The following is a 19,497-nucleotide window of genomic DNA, read 5'->3' as shown; positions in this document are numbered from 1 at the left end:
CAAAACCAAACCCCACCTATCGGAGGGGCCCAGAGATCATTATACTTCCATAATTTCTTTTTCTTTATCAACCAACACTTTATCGACAGCAGCGATAAATTTATCTGTTGCTTTTTGGATGTCTTCCTGATGACCACGTGACTCATCTTCAGAAATCGATGTTTTTTCGAGTTTTTTAACACCCTCATTCGCATCACGGCGAATATTGCGAATAGCTACCTTTGCTTCTTCACCGAATTTCTTCGACATTTTCACAAGGTCAGCACGACGCTCTTCCGTAAGCGGAGGAATAGAAATACGAATCGCCGTTCCATCGTTAGACGGTGTTAGACCAAGATCCGATTTCATGATCGCCTTCTCAATTGCAGAGATTGACGTTTTGTCCCACGGTTGAATAAACAATGTACGTGAGTCAGGTGTATTAATGTTAGCTAATTGATTAACAGGCGTCATAGCCCCATAATATTCAACTTGAATGCGATCTAGTAACGAAGGATTAGCTTTACCAGCGCGCAACGAGGATAAATCACGTTTTAGTGCAGAAATCGCTTTTTCCATACGTTCTTCGGCATTTTTTTTGATTTCTTGTGGCATTATTTCGCACTTCCTCTCACTATCGTTCCGATTTTCTCACCCAGTACGACACGTTTAATATTCCCTTTCTCTGTAATCGCAAATACGATCAGAGGAATATTGTTGTCCATGCAAAGTGAGGCTGCAGTTGAATCCATAACACCTAAATTACGGTTTAGCATATCGAGGTATGTAAGCTCCTCAAATTTTTGAGCTGTTTCATCTTTAAATGGATCTGCGGAGTATACGCCGTCCACTTTGTTCTTAGCCATCAAAATAACTTCCGCTTCAATCTCAGCAGCGCGAAGCGCCGCAGTCGTATCTGTGGAGAAGAACGGATTGCCGGTACCCGCTGCAAAAATGACGACACGTCCTTTTTCCAAATGACGAATAGCACGTCGTCTAATGTACGGTTCAGCAATTTGCTGCATTGCGATCGACGTTTGTACGCGAGTTGGTACATCGATTTGTTCCAGCGCATCTTGAAGTGCTAGCGAGTTCATAAGAGTAGCAAGCATTCCCATATAATCAGCAGTAGCACGGTCAATACCTTTTGCAGAACCTGCAATTCCGCGCCAAATGTTGCCTCCGCCGACGACAATAGCTACTTCTATACCAAGTGCAACGACTTCCTTCACTTGCTCTGCTATAGAAGATATGACAGTAGCTTCTATGCCATAACCTTCTTGCCCAGACAATGATTCACCGCTAACCTTCAAGACTATACGTTTGTACACAGGATGCTCCAACGTTAATACCTCCATCATGCACCTCAGTAGATGAGGTCCTTCAAATATGTTCTATTCATACAAGCAGGCGGGGCGGACGCCCCGCCCCGCCTGTGCGTTCGGATTATTTTTTTACTTGAGCCATTACTTCTTCAACAAAGTTGTCTACTTTTTTCTCTAGACCTTCACCAAGCTCATAACGAACAAAGCGACGGATGGAAATGTTTTCACCAATTTTGTTGATTTTCTCATTAAGCAAAGTCGCGATTGTTTTGTCTGGGTCTTTGATGAAAGACTGCTCTAGCAAACAAAATTCCTCGTAATATTTGGAAATACGGCCTTCAACCATTTTTTCAACGATTTTTTCAGGTTTGCCTTCGTTAAGTGCTTGAGCTTTCAAGATTTCGCGTTCTTTTTCAATCTCTTCTGCTGAAACTTCTTCACGACGAACAAATTTAGGGTTAGCTGCTGCGATTTGCATAGCAACGTCTCTTGCAAAATCACGGAATTGATCCGTTTTTGCAACAAAATCAGTTTCGCAGTTAACTTCTACGATTACGCCGATACGACCGCCTGCGTGGATATACGATTCAACTACACCTTCAGTTGCAATACGACCAGCTTTATTTGCTGCTGCTGCCAAACCTTTTTCACGAAGCAAAGCGATCGCTTTGTCAACATCGTTGTTTGTTTCGTCCAAAGCTTTCTTGCAATCAAGCATCCCTGCTCCTGTTCTTTCACGTAGCTCTTTTACTGCGCTAGCACTAACTGCCATTGTAAACCCTCCTATAATTTGTACGGAAACCTGTCGCTCCGCAACTATAAAATTGTGTTTTGTTATAAGTATCTATTTTTAGTGATTTACATTCAAAAAAAGGGCAGTGAGAGGTTTATCACCATCTGACCACCCTTTGTTGACTAATTAAAGTCTTTAAATTAAGCTGTTGTTTGTTCGCCTTGATTAGCTTCAACAATTGCATCAGCCATTTTCGAGGTCAGCAACTTAACAGCACGAATTGCATCATCGTTACCAGGGATTACGTAGTCGATTTCGTCTGGATCACAGTTAGTATCAACGATACCAACGATTGGGATACCAAGTTTACGAGCTTCTGCAACAGCAATACGCTCTTTGCGTGGATCAATAATGAACAACGCGCTTGGCAAACCTTTCATTCCTTTAATACCGCCAAGGAATTTTTCCAAACGGTCTTTTTCTTTGTTAAGAATGATAACTTCTTTCTTAGGTAGAACCTCGAAAGTGCCATCCTCAGACCATTTTTCAAGTTGTTTCAAACGCTCGATACGTTTTTGAATCGTTTGGAAGTTAGTCAAAGTTCCACCCAACCAACGTTGGTTGATGTAGAAGTTGCCGCAACGCTCTGCTTCTTCTTTCACGGAATCTTGAGCTTGTTTTTTCGTACCTACGAACAGCATAGTGCCGCCGTCTGCAGCGATCGATTTAACAAAGTTGTACGCTTCGTCAACTTTTTTAACCGTTTTTTGCAAATCAATAATGTAAATACCGTTTCTTTCAGTGAAGATATAACGATCCATCTTCGGGTTCCAACGACGAGTCTGATGACCGAAGTGTACCCCAGCTTCTAGTAGCTGTTTCATGGAAATAACCGCCATTTCTTCAACACCTCCTAATAATGGTTTTTTAGTGCTCCTCCGCTAGTCGCATCTTTCGCCAAAACTCCCGCCAGGCGGAAGCACCGTTTGACAAAATTGACCTGCGTGCGTTTTTAACACCGTGTATTAATATACCATAAATACATATCACGTGCAACAATGCATTTATAAAAGTCCAATTAATTTCATTTTTTATTAGAAATAATTAATTCCGCTTCTGCTTGCGTTAACGGTTGGCCTGTAACTACTGCAATTACTTCTTCCACAGTGCTATTTTCATGAAACAAAAAATAACCGGCACGCACAACCTTTGCCGATTTTTTCATTTGTTTTACAAACCCTGCTTCATCATCAATAACACGATCATTCGCAAGCAGCTTTGCCGTTTTCGCTAGACCCGAGCCGACTTCGATACGGATGACATGTTCAATAACAGGTTTTTCCGTTTGCAACGCTTCTGTTGGCTCAGCTGTTTGACTTACCTCAGCTTGAGGAGTAGCTATTGGAGAATTGGTTTCTTCAACTGGCTGCTTTTCCTGCTCTTTTTGAATTAAAGCTCGCTCAGCTTGGAGCATGCTCTCTACTTCGTCAGACGTATACAACGTCTCCTCTGTCTCCTTCCCAATGAGGCCTAATCTTTCTCTGCTTTGCTCACCAGAGAGCATTAATTGAAACAAGAGTGCCCCAATGATAATTCCTGTCCCTAAACCTATTAGAAATGAACGGTTTCTAAGCATGGGCAGCGACCTCTTGCTTGGCAAGCTGAATAATAAGCTGGACCTCACCTTTGTTCATTCCAAGCTTTTTTGATATCATCTCAATTGATTTTCCTTGTTCATATAAAAGAAACAGATCAGAGTACCGAGCTTGTATCGTATCTGTTCGCAAAGTCTCTTCGGGCTGCTGATCTTCTGTTTCTTCGCTAACAGTAGGTTCACTCTTGAGGATGCTCGCAGACGAAGTTTGGAGAAATGAAGCTGTCTGCGGATTCGTTATTGCAGTTGTTGTACGTGATTCCTGCAGCTTGACAGTCAATTGCTCACACGTCCTCTCAAGCTCTAAAATTCGCTGCTCTTTTTGCTGTGCATCGATTTTTGTTTCTTGCTGTGCTTTTCTGACGAGCAGCACGAGCTCCTCATTATCCTTCTCCATATTTTCCATAAATTGCTCCAAAGCAGTTTCCATATTTTGCATCGATTGAGGAGGCAGTGCCGAATCTTGTTTTTTCCTAGGCATTACAAAGGCGCCAACAATGACAACCGCGCCAAGTAAAACAATATATTGCAAGTATGGTTGCATCGTTTATAACCTGCCTTTCTAACTTATTGCCCATAAGCTTATAGTTTAATATCAAACTTATGACCTTTATAGGGATGAGTCGGAGGCAGATCCTTCTCACTTTCGAGCCCCTCCGATTCTTCTTTCGTACGTCTTGACTTCTGATGAGGCTGTTCTTGCTGTCCATCTTGCTCATTTCGAATCTGGATACCGCTTGATTGTTCAACAGCAGCATTTTTCCCACGCAAGAGCTCCGTTTGCTTGCTCGCTTGCTCAGCCAATTTATTCTGATCAGCAACAGGTTTATGAATAGCTTGTCCATGCATACCGCTGAATTCTTGCGTGCGTGGTATTGACATCTGCAAATCGATGGACTTGAATGTCATAACAGCTCACCCCTTTGCGCAAATGATCTTAACCATATTTATTTAGTATAGGGAAACGCGACAATATCTCCGTCAGAATATTGAAAGGTAATACGCTGTGAGGAATCCTTAATAAACTTCGTGTATCTTCCAATTACAATTTTTGTTCCGCCGAACACCGTATTACTAATTTCTATTTTTGAACGATCGGTGTCCTCTAACGTTTTTTCAATTTCAAGAATGCTGCTTTTCGTTTGCTCATTCTCACTGGTCATTTGGCGTTTTGAAGCTGTCAGCTTTATACGTAAAGCAAGCTTATCTGGTGTCAGCTGACCTGCTGCAGCCATTTGATCGAGTATAACGAGCGCTTTATCTGTCTTATCAAGATTTTGCATGAATTGCTTAAGTGACGCCCTGAGTTCAAGCAGTAAAGCACGGTCTTCTGGTTTAACCCCAACCTCGATAGTCGTAGCGGTTGACATCGAATTTCCGATAATACGTGCATGCACTAGATCACCCGCCTGTATCAGACCTCCGACAATTAATCCTTTGGTACCGGAGCAGATTACATTTTTCTCGGCTCTCACATGGGAATGCATAATGCTTTGTGAGACGATTACGTCCTCACCGGCTATGACATTGCCATCCTGAATAAAGCTACACTTTACATTTCTAGAAGCCTTGACATAACCCTTGTTGCCTGCCAAAATACCGCCTGTAATCTCGATGGAGCCATCCGACTCTAATTCAGCGCCTTCAACACCGCCAACGACACGAATATCGCCGGAAGCCTTAATTCGAAAACCACTCAATACATTGCCCCTAATCACTACCGTACCTACAAAATCAATATTGCCAACGCTGTAATCAACATCTCCGTTCACCTCATAAACTGGAAAAACATTAATTTTTTCTTTTTCCGTTAGAGAGATCAAGCCATCAATTGCCGAATACATTGCCGTTTGAGTGTCATTGAGCACCACATTTTTGCCTACTTTGAACCTAACGTGCTTGCCGAGCTTAGATGGCACTTCTTCACCCGTTACGGTTCTGCCTGAAGGACCCGCCTGAGGTTCAAAACGTTCAGCAATTAATTGACCGCGCTTCACATTTTTTAACTGTACTACGTCTTTATAATCAACTTTTCCATCTTCAAGCTCCGCAGGAGCGCTGTTTTTTCTATCCATATCGTATACAAGCTTAATATAACCATCATTGCCTGGTATAGGTAGTTGCCCTTTAGCAACCAAGGTTTGCTCTTTGCAATATGCGAGAGGATTCGTTGCAATCTGATGAAGGACTTCAGAACGCAAGCCAAAAACGATTCCTTTGCTCCGCAAGAATCGTTCTAGCTCGTCCCCATTACTTTCAAATTCATCTGTAATTCGGTTGAATTTCAAATAGGCAGTCTGCTTATCCGCAGATGTCTGGATGCTTAGGTATGATTCTAATTGTAGATTATCCACCTTAACCCCCCTCTCTAATGCTCCATAAGTTGATCTTTATGTTTAGCCAAAGCTCCTCTTAGGCGTAAAATAGCTTTCGAATGAAGCTGTGATATTCTAGAAGGTGAGAGTGACATTACTTCAGCAATTTCACTTAATGATAATTCCTCGTAATAAAACAAAGAAACTACTGTACGTTCTTTCGCCGTAAGCTGATCTATTCCTTTAACCAATGATTCCTTCAAATAAAACTCATGTACCTTATAGTCCGGATTTTTAGCTTTATCATCAACTAATAGGGACAGTCTAGTCTCCGATTCCTCTTCTCGAATCGGGTCTTCTAAAGAACAAACGGTAGTTACTGCAATATCTTGAAGCATATTTATAAATTCTTTCTCGGACACCTCAAGATATTGACTAATTTCTGCATCAGTGACCGAGCGCAAATATTGCTGCTCTAAATACTGGTAAGCCTCTTCAACCTTTTTCGCTTTTTCTCTAACGGAACGAGGTACCCAATCTCCCTGCCGCAGCCCATCGATTATGGACCCTCTAATTCGCCATGAAGCATACGTTTCAAATTGCAAGCCACGGCCATAATCGAATTTTTCTATTGCATCAATAAGACCCATAACACCATTGCTGGCAAGATCATCCTTGATTACATTTTTAGGAAGTCCAATCGCCATCCGATTCGTAACATAATCAACAAGCGGTAAATATTGTTCAATAAGCTTCTTCTTCGCTTCCAAATCGCCTTGTTCTCTCCAGGCTTGCCACATCTGCAAGTTTGTCAGATGAGGGGTCTTTTGCTCAATCATCGACTCACTCTCCTGTCAGGTGACGAATGGCTTTAACCAATTCCTCAGGTTGTTTATTTTTTGCGGATAACAGTTGAGGAGGACTTAACGGTCGAAAATCGTTTTGTTCATTGCTTTGTACAGCAGAAGCTGACGGCCCAGTTGAACCCTCCTGCAATTGCGATTTCAACAGATTGTTAATTTCTACTGCCTCATCGGGTGTCTGTAGATCAAGCTGACTACCTTTTCCTTCTTCCTCTTCGGGAAGCACTCCTACTAAGGAAGGAGGTTGAAGAATGTATGCTAATATCAGCCTTACTCCATAAGCAAGAACAAAAAAAGCGATGAAAGCATACATACTTCTTAGCAGCATAACTGTAATCGGATTGTTACCGATTGAGAAAGCTACCGTCAGCACGGTGCCTAATGTTCCAAATACGACATTCCATCGCCATGTTCCTAACATATCAAATCTCCTTTGTTCCAAACTGTACACTTCTAATAGACAATATACCTGTAACACTATTAAACTCAATCGTTCGGCCAAAGTTGCCGCCCGTATCCTGAGAGATAATGGGTATTTCAAACCTCCGCAGCATTTCTACACATGAATCTACGTTGCGAGGGCCAATTCTCAAAGAATCCGTATGACTAGACATGGCAAACATTTGTGCACCACCTGCCATTTTCGCTTTCATTCGTTCAACGTAAGCCCCGGCCGCTATCATTCGATCAAGCAGCTCGGGAATGGCAGTGTCTGCATACTTCGCAAGGTTTAATTTGGTCTCACGGGCAATTTCTGAAGAAGGCAGCATCACATGAGCCATACCGGCTATTTTTCGTACAGGGTCATACAATGTTAGTCCAACACAAGACCCTAAGCCAGTCGTTTTAAGTACAGCTCCATCTGCTGCGATATTTAAATCTGCCATGCCTACTTTGACCAAGTTTTGTTGTATCATTCGCTAACGACTCCCAAAGCCCTAAATATTTTTTCAAACGACTCTGGGTCTGGAATGAGGAAAAAATGTCCTTCGAGTGATTGACAATCCTCTAGAAATGTCGTTTCAATAAGCAGGGCCGAGTCTCCCATCTCACCGTATTGCATAAGACCATAGCTTAAAATTGCGCCTGCCATATCTACTGCAATAGCTGGAACAGATGGGGCCATCGTTAAATGAGTGAAATCAGCTAAAGACGATAAATAGGAGCCTGCCAAAATGTTGCCAATTTCGCAAAGCGCTGATAATTCCATTTCCGTATAGCCTTCTTGCACTTCTATATTAATAGAGAGCAGCTGTTGTAAAATCCGTCTAGCAGAACCCTCTTCGATGATGAAAAACATATTTCCAGGCGCTTCCCCTTCTACTCGAAGAAACACTGCAATGACAATTTGTTCGGAACCGCCGACACGCTCGGCTATCTCTTCAAATGGGACTAAGCTGACCTTTGGTACGGCCATATCAACCGGTTTATTTAACAAGCGAGATAATGCTGTAGCTGCGTTTCCAGCTCCAATATTGCCGACTTCTTTCAGTACATCAAGTTCAAATGCTTCAAAGCTGCTATAGAGACTCACAGTTAAACCTCAAGCTGCTCTATTTGAATAATTTCGCTTTTGTTTAATACTTCTGACAAATTCAGCATGATGAGAAGTCGACCTTCACCAAGCTTTGCAATGCCTCTCAAATATTTCGCTTTAATGCCTCCAACAATTTCAGGTGGCAAATCAATCGTATCGGTATCAATATCGATGACATCATTAGCGGAATCTACGATAAACCCTACTTCGATGTCAGCTACGGCAACAACAATGATTCTAGAATTTTCAGTTGGCGTCGTTTCCGTTAGATTAAATCGACCACGCAAATCAATTACAGGTACGACTATGCCGCGCAAATTAATAACACCTTTAATAAATGCAGCTGTTTTCGGGACACGAGTGATCGGTGATAATCTCTCAATCGTACGCACCTTGTCTACTTCAATCCCATACTCTTCATTGCCGAGCGCGAACACAATAACCTTTAATTCTTCTCCCATTGAAAAAACCTCCCTATTTGATTAATGCGTTCGGATCAATAATCAAAGCAACATAACCGTCTCCAAGAATCGTAGCACCAGAAATAGCTTCTACATTAGTCAGATATTTCCCTAATGTTTTTAGTACGATTTCGCTTTGGCCGATAAACTCGTCCACCATGACTGCAGCCCACTTCTCACCTTTGCGAACGACTACGATTTCCGTTTCTTGCTCATCATTTTCGTCATAGTCTGGAGAATCAAGCACTTTGCTCAAGGATACGAGTGGAATAATGACGTTTCTGAATTCAATCATTTTGTTTCCATGTACCTGTAATATTTGCTCTTTACGGATGATAGCAGTTTCAACGATCGAGGTTAACGGAATTGCGTATTTCTCAGAGCCTAGCTTAATCAGCATCGCAGAAATAATAGAGAGCGTCAGCGGCAATTGAACCGAAAACTTCGTTCCTCTTCCAAAGACAGAATCTATCGTAACATTGCCGCCTAAAGATGTAATTTTGGAGCGAACGACATCAAGCCCTACGCCACGTCCTGAAATATCAGAAATTTTATCCGCAGTGCTAAAGCCAGCCGCAAAAATCAACATATTGATCTCATCATGCGAGAGCAGCTTAGCTTGCTCCTCAGTAACCACACCATTTTTCAGTGCTGTTTTTAGAACACGCGCATGATCAATGCCTCGGCCATCCTCTTCTACCTCAATGAAAACATGATTTCCGCTATGGAAGGCACGCAAGTGAATGGTTCCCGTTTCAGACTTGCCAGCAGCAATACGCTCTTCCTGCGTTTCAATTCCGTGGTCTGCTGAGTTGCGAAGCAAATGTACAAGCGGATCACCAATTTCATCAATAACGGTACGATCAAGCTCTGTGTCTGCCCCAGTAATGACTAAATCAATCTTTTTATTGAGTGACTTAGCAATATCTCTAATCATTCGAGGGAAGCGATTGAATACGGAATCTACAGGAACCATTCGAAGCTTGAGTACAATACTTTGAAGGTCTGAGCTTACACGCGTCATATGCTCAACCGTCTCCGTTAAATCATTTCGTTTAATCTCACTAGAGAGCTGCTCAAGTCTTACACGATCGATAAGCAATTCGCTGAATAGATTCATCAACGCATCTAATCTCTCAATATCGACTCGTATCGTTCTCGATGCACTAGCAGGAGTAACTTGTGCTGCCGAAGCAGCTGCCTTACTTGGAGCAGAATTTGGTGTTGAAGCATCATCTTTCGATACTGCTGTTGCAGAAACAGCTTCTGGTTCAACGAGCACTACTGCCTCTGCGGTTGCAGCAACGGTAGAGTGACTTAACACTGATAACGATTCTGCATCTAATAGAGTTACAGCAGCGGACTCAATTTCTGAAATGTTAAGAAGCTGCGTTTGAAGCTCTTCCTGTGTCAGGCGACATATTGTAAACACAGTAAAAGTAAAATCGAATTTTTCTTGTTCGATATCCTGTACGGAAGGATCTGACTTTATTACCTCACCGCTCCGCTCAAGCAAATCGAATACCATATAGGCACGTACTGCTTTTAGCATACAATTTTCGCGAATACTGATTTGGATGTGAAACACATTATGACCGGCCTCTAGCGATTGAAGCAATATCGAAGATTGAAATTCATCGAGCAGCAGTGCACTCGATATCGTACCATTTGAATCTCCGGCAGCTTTTGCGGCTACCGTTGGAGCCACCAATGTTTTGTCAGCATTATAATCGCTTTTCAATATCTCTTGCAACGACGCTACGATAGAAGTAACATCCGCTTTACCTGTTCCACCGCCCACAATATCCTGGACCATAGCCTCTAGGGCATCAAGCCCTTTGAACAGCGTATCAAAAATAAAGCTGTCCATCTTAAGCTTGCTATTGCGAACGAGATCGAGAACATTTTCCATTTCATGCGTTAACGCAGCCAAGTCCTCGAAGCCCATAGTAGCTGACATCCCCTTCAGCGTATGAGCGGAACGAAATATATCTTGTACGATACTGAGCTCCTGAGGTTCGCCTTCCAGCCGAAGTAAGTTTTCATTTAAGGATTGCAGGTGATCATTAGATTCATCGATAAACATCGATAAGTAGGCATTCATATCCATTTCCTAGCACCTCCTGTTAGTATGGTTAAGCACTTCAAGCCTATTTATTTCATCACTGCTTGCACGAGCCCAGACGCTATATGCTGCAGCGGCAATACTTTATTAATACATCCCGTTTCAACTGCTGATCTAGGCATGCCATATACAACACAAGTTTCCTCAGCTTCAGCAATTGCTGTTTTAATGCCGCTCTCAACAAGAAGCTTAATGCCTTTTGCACCATCGCTGCCCATGCCAGTCATAATGACAGCATGTCGCTCTAGTTCTCGATAAGCGATCATAGATTCGAACAATACGTCGACAGATGGACGATGTCCATTACGCTGCGGCTGCTCTGTCAGCAAGATTGAAAAGCCATTAACATCCTTGGCAAGCTCCATATGATACCCGCCAGGAGCAATATAGACGACTCCGGCAGAAACTCTCTCGCCTTGCTCGGCTTCAACGACACGCAGCTCGCTAAAGCTATCCAGCCGCTGGGCCAGAGACTTTGTAAATTTTGGCGGCATATGCTGAACGATAAGGACAGGAGCTGGAAAATCTGCTGGCAAAGCAGTAATAACTGCATGCAATGCTCTTGGGCCCCCTGTAGATGTGCCTATTGCTACAATATGTTGAAAAGCAGCTGCCGGAATATTTGCTTTTGTATTTCGAGCTGCAGGCGTATCCAGATCAATAGACCTAGAAAGATTTGGTGGTTTCTTAGAAACTGTCTTCCGAACAATTTCTAAAGCTTTTAACTCGTTTAGCGGTGTTTCCATTGTTTTTTTCAAAATTGCTTTTTTTGGCAAGACCGGTGCTGCTTGCTCTGATGATTTGCGCTCTTCTTTTGGCAAAGCCAATTTGCTGTAATCCTTAATAGATGCCCGCGGCTTTGTTAACAACGGTTCTTCTCGAGGCAAAAGCTTTTGCTTCGCAGAAGACTCATCCTCCATGAATGGAGCGACGTCAATAGCTGTCGATTTTTCTTTTTCATGAATAGAAATAATGGGCTGATAGCTCTTTATTAGAACAGCTATTCGAAGTTTTTCTAGTAAAAAATCGCCAACCTGATGAATATCATTGGATATCGCACTTGATGGCTTTCTAATAAAGTCAAAAGCACCAAACTGAAGTGCCTTAATGGTCTCTCTTGTGTTATCTTCACTAATACCCGAAAGCATAATAACTGGTGTCGGATATTCTCTCATAATTGTTTGCAACGCTTCTATTCCGTTCATTAACGGCATCTCTAAATCCAATGTAACCGCATCCGGTTTCCATTTATGAACAGCATCAATCGCTTCTTGTCCATTTGCAGCTGTTGCTACAATTATAAATTGCGGATCTTGAACAATTAAATCACTTATAATTTTCCTCATAAACCCGGAATCATCAACAACAAGTACACGATAAGGAGCCATGCTATTTCCTCCTCACTTTCAAAGGATTATCTTGAGAGTCTAAACATTTTATGCAAAAATCCTTTGATACCACTATTGCTTACCGGTTGCTGTGATATTTCTAAAAAGTACCGTGCGATTCGATCAATTGCGACAGAGGCTTCAGTTCCAGGATAAGCAACAGTAAACGGTATTTGGCGTTTAACCGCTTTAGAGACGTTGGGATCATCTGGTAAAATACCTAGATGCGGTAAATTCGATTGCAGAAATCGCTCGGTTACCAAACTGATCTTATCGGCAGTTTGCTTGCCTTCCCGATAATCAGTTGCACGATTAACTACCAGTTTAAATTGAACATCCAAGTCCATACCTTTAACCATCTTAATTAATGCATAAGCATCTGTAATGGATGTTGGCTCGGGTGTAGTCACTACGATCGTTTCCTGTGCAGCAGTAATGAACTTAACCGTTTCTTTAGATAGACCTGCTCCTGTATCAAACAAAATGATGTCATATTTGCCATGCAGCTTACTTATTTCTTCTGTAAAAAGATCAAGCTGCTCCGCAGATAAATCCATCAAATCACGAAATCCAGAACCTCCAGCTATAAAATTAATCCCTTCCGGTCCTTCTTGGACGATTTCCCATATCGTTTTTTCCTGCTTGAGAAGATGATATAAATTATAGGTGGAGGAAACCCCCATAAGTACATCGATATTGGCCATTCCTATATCTGCATCGAATACAAGAACCTTTTTACCTAACCGTTGTAGCGACAAAGCAAAATTTAAGCTGAAATTTGATTTGCCAACGCCCCCTTTGCCGCTAGTTACCGTCACGACACGTGTCGTTCGACCTTCCTCGTGAAGTTCTTGTTGCTTCACTAAATTACGCAGTGCTTCAGCCTGATCCATCATGATCCGTTACCCCTAAGAAGCTTTTGTATATAGGTGTCAACTTGAAATTTTTCAATATCATCTGGCACCGTCTGCCCGCTGGCCAAATAAGTAGGCAATAATTCGAAATTCATGATCAAATTGAAAATAGCCCCGTAAACCGACGTCTCATCGAGCTTCGTAAACAATACTTTTTGAACGCCGTATTTACAAAACTGCTCTGCCACTGCGGCCATATCGCGTGTTTTTCCCGTCATACTAAGAACCAGTATGGTCTCGCTTGGCTCAGATGATTGAAGTAAGCTATTCACCTCTGAAACATGCAGCTCGCTTCTAAAATTCCGACCAGCAGTATCCATATAAATTAAATCTCTCTCTGCAAGCTGCTTCATGGCTCTAGGCAAATCCATTTGAGAAAAAACGACCTCTATCGGTACATTCAAAATGTTGGCGTACGTTCTTAACTGGTCAACCGCTGCGATTCGATAAGTATCAGAAGTAATAAATCCGACCTTGCGTCCTTTTTTAATGGTTTGCTCTGCCGCCAGCTTAGCTATCGTAGTTGTCTTGCCAACACCAGTTGGTCCAACAAAATGAACAACCCTTGCACTGCTGCTAATACCGCTTCCTTCATATGGTCGAAGCCATGCTTCAAGCTGTTCGCCAGCATGCTCCCAAACCTGTTCTTTGTTGTACTCGCTGCGTTCTTCAACTTGCTTATCTATAATGGCTTGCAGTAACCGTTCAATCCATAGCACGTCCATTTCCTGCTCGGACAGATGCTCTTGGAGCTGAATCAAATGGACTGACATTGCTGAATTGCTGCTTTGCTGCTTTGAGAGCTTGATCATGTACTCCCGTAAATCTCTAATTTCATCAATGATAAACTGTTCACGTTCCATTTTTGTAGGACTTCCACTTACTGGTTGAGCAATAATCGGCTCCATCACTGCAGTAGCTGCTGCTGACGGGGTTTTGCGCTGTGCTGTCTGCAAGATTTGCTCCACAACCGCATCCACTTCTGGACTCTGAACACGCTGTTGCTGAACAGGTGGAGCATTCACCTGATTCGACTCGATGGCTGCTATAACTTCCACTTTTTTCTTGCGGAACATCCCCATAAAGCCGCCAACCTTAATTTCCTTTGTATTCAAAATTACAGCGTCTTTCCCAAGCTCTGAGCGAATCATAGATACCGCCTCGGGCAGTGCATTCACAATATAACGTTTTACTCTCATAGGTTCACCACCCCAACGCTTTGGACTTCAACATTCGGTTCAAGCTCGCTGTATGAAAGTACTGGAACATCCTGCATTGTTCTCTCTACAATTTGTCTTAAGTACATTCGAATCGTTGGAGAAGCAAGAACAACGGGCTGTTGGCCAGCCTGGATTTGACGATTAACATGTTCATTCAGCTTCTGATAAATTTGTTGTGTTGAAACTGGATCGAGCGCAATATATGTACCTTGATCTGACTGCTGAACCGACTCTGCAATTTTCTTTTCAAGCTGCGGACCAACAGTTATGACACGTAATGTATCCCCTGCAGATGAAAACTGCTGTGTAATTTGTCTTGATAAAGACTGACGAACATATTCCGTTAATATATCAGGGTCTTTCGTATAATTTCCGTGATCCGCTAATGCCTCAAAGATCGTTACAAGATCACGAATAGAAACTTTTTCACGAAGGAGCTTGGATAATACCTTCTGTACATCTCCAATGGCAAGAATAGAAGGAATCAACTCATCAATTAACGCTGGGTAAGATTCTTTTACATTTTCAACAAGCTGCTTCGTTTCTTGACGACCAATCAGCTCATGTGCATGACGCTTAACGATTTCAGTTAGATGCGTTGCGACTACAGATGGAGGATCGACAACTGTATAGCCCGATAGCTCCGCTCGTTCCTTCATTTGCTCATCAATCCAAATGGCAGGCAAACCAAAGGCTGGCTCTGTCGTTTCAATCCCGACTACGGAATCATCTTCAAAGCCTGGACTCATCGCTAAATAATGATTAAGCAGCAAATCCCCGCGAGCCACTGTATTTCCCTTAATCTTAATGACATACTCATTTGGTTTTAATTGAATATTATCGCGAATTCGAATGACCGGTACAACGAGCCCCAGCTCCAAAGCACATTGCCTTCGAATCATAATAATCCGATCAAGCAAATCCCCACCCTGCTGCGTATCCGCAAGTGGTATTAAACCATAACCGAATTCAAACTCGATAGGATCTACTTGCAGCAAACTAATTACACTCTCTGGACTTCGAACCTCTTCAATCTGCTGCTCTTCGACGAGCATATCATCTTGCTCTTGCTGCTTGTGAACCTGTTTCTGCATATACCAGCCTCCGTATGCAAGCATAATAGCAAAAGGCCAGGTTCTGAAGATACCGATAGGAGTTAAACCAAGCAAACCTATCGTACCAGCTGCAATAAATAATAATTTCGGATATTTGAAGAGCTGTGCGGTCATATCCTCAGCCAAGTTACCTTCTGATGCCGCTCTTGTTACAATTAAGCCTGCTGCAGTAGAGATGAGCAGCGCTGGTATTTGACTTACGAGACCATCACCGATGGTCAGGATGGAGAAGGTAGACAAGGATTCACCGAAGCTTAAATCATGTATAGCCATCCCGATAATGAAACCGCCTACGAGATTTATAACGAGAATAATAATCGATGCGATGGCATCGCCCTTCACGAATTTACTGGCACCATCCATAGCACCGTAAAAGTCAGCTTCCCTTGCGATTTTGGAACGGCGCTCTTTCGCCTGCTGTTCATTAATCATGCCGGCATTGAGATCCGCATCAATACTCATTTGTTTACCAGGCATCGCATCAAGCGTAAATCTTGCAGCTACCTCTGCCACACGCTCAGAACCTTTGGTGATGACGATAAATTGGACAACAACGAGAATGAGAAAGACGATAAAACCGATCGCGATTTGACCGCCGCCAACCCAGCTACCAAATGTAGCAACTACCTCGCCTGCTTCTGCATGAGATAGTATATTTCTTGTAGTGGAGACATTTAGCGCTAGTCTAAATAGGGTAGTAATCAATAGAATGGCTGGGAATATGGAGAAATCTAACGCTTCTCTCGTATTCATAGCGATCAACAAAATCATCAAGGCGATAGAAATATTTAAAATAATGAGTATATCTAGTAGTAGGACTGGGATCGGAATTATCATCATGAGCACAATACCAATTACGCCAAAAAGTACTACTAAGTCTTTTGCTTTCATGACGCCGCCGCCTCCCGTAGTGTTATGATGATTTCACATGACCTTTTAACTTATAAACATATGCAAGAACCTCAGCCACAGCTTGGAACAAGTCTGGGGGAATGACATCCCCAATTTCCGCACGTTCGTAAAGCGCTCTGGCCAGTGGTTTATTTTCCATCGTTATTACACCATTTTCTTTCGCTATTTCTCTAATGCGAAGCGCGACATGATCCATGCCTTTGGCAATAATCCTTGGCGCTTCCATTTTTGTTGCATCATATTTCAATGCAATAGCAAAGTGTGTAGGGTTAGTAATGATGACATCTGCTTTAGGAACCTCTTGCATCATACGCTGTAAGGCCATTCTGCGCTGGCGCTCACGAATCTTACCTTTAATTAGCGGGTCACCCTCGGACTTTTTGTATTCATCCTTGATATCTTGCTTGGACATCCTCAAGCTCTTACTATGTTCGTAACGCTGATAGAAATAATCCGCTAGCGCGAGTGCAGTTAGCACCGCTCCAATCTTGATTCCCAATTGTATGGTCATTCCAGCAGTAAAACTAAAGATCTGCTGAACTGGCAAGCTGGCGAGCACTAAGATACGCTCCCACTGACTCGATATCGTTGAATAAACGAGAACTCCTATAATTAGGAGTTTCAATACACTCTTTAAAAATTCTACTAATGTTTTAGCTGAAAAAATCTGCTTAAATCCTTTAATAGGGTTCAGCTTGCTAATTTTCATTTTCAGAGGATCGCCTGTCAGCAAAAATCCAAACTGCACTACATTACCGAGAATGCCAATAAGGATCGTTATTGCAAAGGTCGGCAGCAGTATTAAGAGCAGCTCGATTAAAACTTTATTGAAAAGCGACATCACATTCTCAGTCGTCAATTCCATCAACAGCCAGTTTTCAAATAGGTTATTAAACAATGCCATAACATGCTGTTTATAATATCCGCCTAACATGATAAAACCCATAAAAACAAATAGTAATATAAATGAACCAGGCAAATCAGAGGACCTGGCGATTTGACCTTTTTTTCTAGCTTCATCCTTTTTCTTCGGAGTAGCTTGTTCTGTCTTTTCCTGACTGAACAGCTGAAGATCAAGCTTTAGCCGGTAATTTCGCACGAGCGCATCCTCCTATTGCCCTCCAGGCGGCGGTCCTTGCACAATTCCGAATAACTGCTCCAAAGAGTCGAACATAATGGATAACAATCTTTCGAACAAACCAGCAAGACTTGGCATTAACAAAGTAAGCAAAACCATTCCTATAATTAATTTAAGAGGAATCCCAATGACAAACACGTTAAATTGCGGTGCTGTTTTCGTTAAGAAACCTAATCCAACATCCGTCAAAAACATGGCTACAACAAGCGGTGCCGCTATTTGCAAAGCGAGCAAGAACGTATTGCCTACAGCCCTTGTCAAAAAATCAGTTATTCCTCCGCTCATCATCCGACTAAACAATTCATTGGATAGCGGCATCCATTTATAGCTGTCCATAAGCGCTGTTAATAAAAAATGATGTCCGTTCATCATTAGAAATACTACGATGAGCATCATATATTTGAAATTACCGAGCAGCGGGGCTGATGTGCCCGTATGTGGATCTACGATGTTCGCCATTGCAAAACCAACCTGCAAGTCCATAAATGCACCTGCTGTTTGCACAACAGTGAAAAACAAGTAAACTACATACCCCATAAGGACGCCGATCAATATTTCGCGAAACAAGACCAGCACATACTCTGCATCGGGTACGATGGTTTGCTGCATCCCATAGGTTAAAAAAACGAAAAGGGAAATGAAAAAACCTAGTCCAATTTTGAACACATTCGGTACGCCGCGAGACGAGAACACTGGCGCTACGACGAAAAACGCTGTTATTCGACAAAAGATTAACAAAAAAATAGGAAAGCCTTGTACGATCGCGTTCATTCACCCACAACCTAACCGATGTAATTATGAAGATTGTTCAGCAGATTATAAGTGAAGTCGATAACCGTATTAAGAATCCATGGTCCAAATATGACGATCGATACAAAAACAGCTACAATTTTCGGGACAAATGCAAGCGTCTGCTCCTGAATCTGTGTTGTAGCCTGAAATATGCTGACAAGTAAACCTACGACCAAAGCAAGAACGAGCATTGGTGCACTGGCTTTCAAAACTACGAATACAGCCTCACCGGCCAATCCGATAATGAAATCAGTACTCATCGAGCGTCCCCCCTGCTAGAATCACGTGTTGAAGCTTAATAACAATGATTTTACGATCAAATACCATCCATCCACCAATACGAACAGCAGCAGCTTAAATGGCAACGAAATCATTACCGGAGGCAACATCATCATCCCCATCGCCATCAATGTGCTCGCAACAATCATATCGATGACAAGAAAAGGTATGAAGATCATAAAACCCATTTGAAACGCTGTTTTGAGCTCGCTAATCGCATACGCAGGTATTAAAACTGTAATTGGAATGTCTTCAACCGTCTCTGGTTTTTCTGTTTTGGTGTAATTCATGAAAAGCATTAAATCCTTCTCCCGAGTATGAGAGAACATAAACTTCTTCATAGGCACTGTTGCCTCTTGAAAAGCCTCAGTTTGTGAAATATCACCCTTCAGATATGGCTGCAACGCTACCTCGTTCACTTGTGAGAATGTCGGTGCCATAATGAAGAAGGTCAGAAACATCGCAAGTCCAATCAACACCTGATTTGGCGGCATTTGCTGAGTACCAAGTGATGTTCTTACAAATCCAAGAACGATAACAATTCTAGTAAAGCTTGTCATGAGCACCAAAATGGCTGGAGCGACACTTAGTACTGTTATTAATAGAAGTATGGATAGCGCACTAGTGTCAGGCGTATCACTGCTGCCGTCCCCTATGTTTATCGAAATATCGGGCAACGGCTCCGCAAATGCTTGATTATTGATAAACATTCCGAGCAGCAATACAGCTACGATTGATAGCCACCAC

Annotated in this window: 22 protein-coding genes; all 22 read right to left on the bottom strand. The window is 42.4% G+C overall.

What is annotated here, in order from left to right; translation table 11 throughout:
• Window positions 1-39 precede the first annotated feature (39 nt).
• Window positions 40-594: a ribosome recycling factor gene (frr, locus tag MHI37_RS14735; protein WP_076336069.1), complete on the bottom strand. Its 555-nt coding sequence runs from the start codon at window positions 592-594 to the stop codon at window positions 40-42.
• Window positions 594-1,322 (bottom strand): UMP kinase, encoded by a 729-nt coding sequence (gene pyrH, locus MHI37_RS14730; RefSeq protein ID WP_076336070.1) that lies wholly within the window; start codon window positions 1,320-1,322, stop codon window positions 594-596. Before pyrH ends, frr begins: the two co-directional genes overlap by 1 nt.
• A gap of 103 nt (window positions 1,323-1,425) precedes the next feature.
• Window positions 1,426-2,076, bottom strand: coding sequence for a translation elongation factor Ts (gene tsf / locus MHI37_RS14725; RefSeq protein ID WP_076336071.1), 651 nt, complete (start codon window positions 2,074-2,076; stop codon window positions 1,426-1,428).
• A 161-nt stretch (window positions 2,077-2,237) separates the two neighbouring features.
• A complete protein-coding gene (gene rpsB, locus MHI37_RS14720; protein WP_076336072.1) occupies window positions 2,238-2,936 on the bottom strand; it encodes a 30S ribosomal protein S2 in 699 nt (232 codons plus the stop codon).
• A 185-nt stretch (window positions 2,937-3,121) separates the two neighbouring features.
• Window positions 3,122-3,673, bottom strand: a complete 552-nt coding sequence (locus MHI37_RS14715) for a hypothetical protein (protein WP_076336073.1) — start codon at window positions 3,671-3,673, stop codon at window positions 3,122-3,124.
• A complete protein-coding gene (locus MHI37_RS14710; RefSeq protein ID WP_076336074.1) occupies window positions 3,666-4,235 on the bottom strand; it encodes a hypothetical protein in 570 nt (189 codons plus the stop codon). The genes MHI37_RS14715 and MHI37_RS14710 overlap by 8 nt, the downstream gene beginning before the upstream one ends.
• Window positions 4,236-4,273: 38 nt before the next feature.
• On the bottom strand, window positions 4,274-4,600 hold the full coding sequence (locus tag MHI37_RS14705) for a hypothetical protein (protein ID WP_076336075.1): 327 nt from the start codon (window positions 4,598-4,600) through the stop codon (window positions 4,274-4,276).
• A 38-nt stretch (window positions 4,601-4,638) separates the two neighbouring features.
• A complete protein-coding gene (locus tag MHI37_RS14700; protein WP_076336076.1) occupies window positions 4,639-6,045 on the bottom strand; it encodes a FapA family protein in 1,407 nt (468 codons plus the stop codon).
• Window positions 6,046-6,059: 14 nt separating this feature from the next.
• Window positions 6,060-6,845, bottom strand: a complete 786-nt coding sequence (locus MHI37_RS14695) for a FliA/WhiG family RNA polymerase sigma factor (RefSeq protein ID WP_076336077.1) — start codon at window positions 6,843-6,845, stop codon at window positions 6,060-6,062.
• Between the two features lie 4 nt (window positions 6,846-6,849).
• Window positions 6,850-7,290, bottom strand: coding sequence for a hypothetical protein (locus MHI37_RS14690; RefSeq protein ID WP_076336078.1), 441 nt, complete (start codon window positions 7,288-7,290; stop codon window positions 6,850-6,852).
• Window position 7,291: 1 nt separating this feature from the next.
• The gene (locus MHI37_RS14685) at window positions 7,292-7,786 is read right to left on the bottom strand and encodes a chemotaxis protein CheD (protein WP_076336079.1); all 495 of its coding nucleotides are present in this window, start codon (window positions 7,784-7,786) and stop codon (window positions 7,292-7,294) included.
• Window positions 7,783-8,403 carry a chemotaxis protein CheC gene (locus MHI37_RS14680; protein WP_076336080.1) on the bottom strand — a complete coding sequence of 207 codons (621 nt, stop codon included), beginning with the start codon at window positions 8,401-8,403 and terminating at the stop codon, window positions 7,783-7,785. Before MHI37_RS14680 ends, MHI37_RS14685 begins: the two co-directional genes overlap by 4 nt.
• 2 nt (window positions 8,404-8,405) lie before the next feature.
• Window positions 8,406-8,867, bottom strand: a complete 462-nt coding sequence (locus MHI37_RS14675; RefSeq protein ID WP_076336081.1) for a chemotaxis protein CheW — start codon at window positions 8,865-8,867, stop codon at window positions 8,406-8,408.
• A 13-nt stretch (window positions 8,868-8,880) separates the two neighbouring features.
• Window positions 8,881-10,977 carry a chemotaxis protein CheA gene (locus MHI37_RS14670; RefSeq protein WP_076336082.1) on the bottom strand — a complete coding sequence of 699 codons (2,097 nt, stop codon included), beginning with the start codon at window positions 10,975-10,977 and terminating at the stop codon, window positions 8,881-8,883.
• 44 nt (window positions 10,978-11,021) lie between these two features.
• On the bottom strand, window positions 11,022-12,380 hold the full coding sequence (locus tag MHI37_RS14665; RefSeq protein ID WP_076336083.1) for a chemotaxis response regulator protein-glutamate methylesterase: 1,359 nt from the start codon (window positions 12,378-12,380) through the stop codon (window positions 11,022-11,024).
• 26 nt (window positions 12,381-12,406) lie between these two features.
• Window positions 12,407-13,276 carry a MinD/ParA family protein gene (locus tag MHI37_RS14660; protein ID WP_076336084.1) on the bottom strand — a complete coding sequence of 290 codons (870 nt, stop codon included), beginning with the start codon at window positions 13,274-13,276 and terminating at the stop codon, window positions 12,407-12,409.
• The gene (gene flhF, locus MHI37_RS14655; RefSeq protein ID WP_076336085.1) at window positions 13,273-14,493 is read right to left on the bottom strand and encodes a flagellar biosynthesis protein FlhF; all 1,221 of its coding nucleotides are present in this window, start codon (window positions 14,491-14,493) and stop codon (window positions 13,273-13,275) included. The genes MHI37_RS14660 and flhF overlap by 4 nt, the downstream gene beginning before the upstream one ends.
• Window positions 14,490-16,520: a flagellar biosynthesis protein FlhA gene (flhA, locus tag MHI37_RS14650; protein ID WP_076336086.1), complete on the bottom strand. Its 2,031-nt coding sequence runs from the start codon at window positions 16,518-16,520 to the stop codon at window positions 14,490-14,492. Before flhA ends, flhF begins: the two co-directional genes overlap by 4 nt.
• Before the next feature lie 22 nt (window positions 16,521-16,542).
• A complete protein-coding gene (gene flhB / locus MHI37_RS14645) occupies window positions 16,543-17,640 on the bottom strand; it encodes a flagellar biosynthesis protein FlhB (RefSeq protein WP_076336087.1) in 1,098 nt (365 codons plus the stop codon).
• Window positions 17,641-17,652: 12 nt separating this feature from the next.
• Entirely contained in the window at window positions 17,653-18,450 is a 798-nt protein-coding gene (gene fliR, locus MHI37_RS14640; protein ID WP_076336088.1) for a flagellar biosynthetic protein FliR, read from the bottom strand.
• 11 nt (window positions 18,451-18,461) lie between these two features.
• Window positions 18,462-18,731, bottom strand: a complete 270-nt coding sequence (fliQ, locus tag MHI37_RS14635) for a flagellar biosynthesis protein FliQ (protein WP_076336089.1) — start codon at window positions 18,729-18,731, stop codon at window positions 18,462-18,464.
• Between the two features lie 21 nt (window positions 18,732-18,752).
• Entirely contained in the window at window positions 18,753-19,460 is a 708-nt protein-coding gene (fliP, locus tag MHI37_RS14630) for a flagellar type III secretion system pore protein FliP (RefSeq protein ID WP_256710341.1), read from the bottom strand.
• Window positions 19,461-19,497 lie beyond the last annotated feature (37 nt).

It is taken from the genome of Paenibacillus sp. FSL H8-0548 (assembly GCF_038630985.1).
GTDB lineage: Bacteria > Bacillota > Bacilli > Paenibacillales > Paenibacillaceae > Pristimantibacillus.
This window is presented reverse-complemented; position numbering and strand designations above follow the sequence as displayed.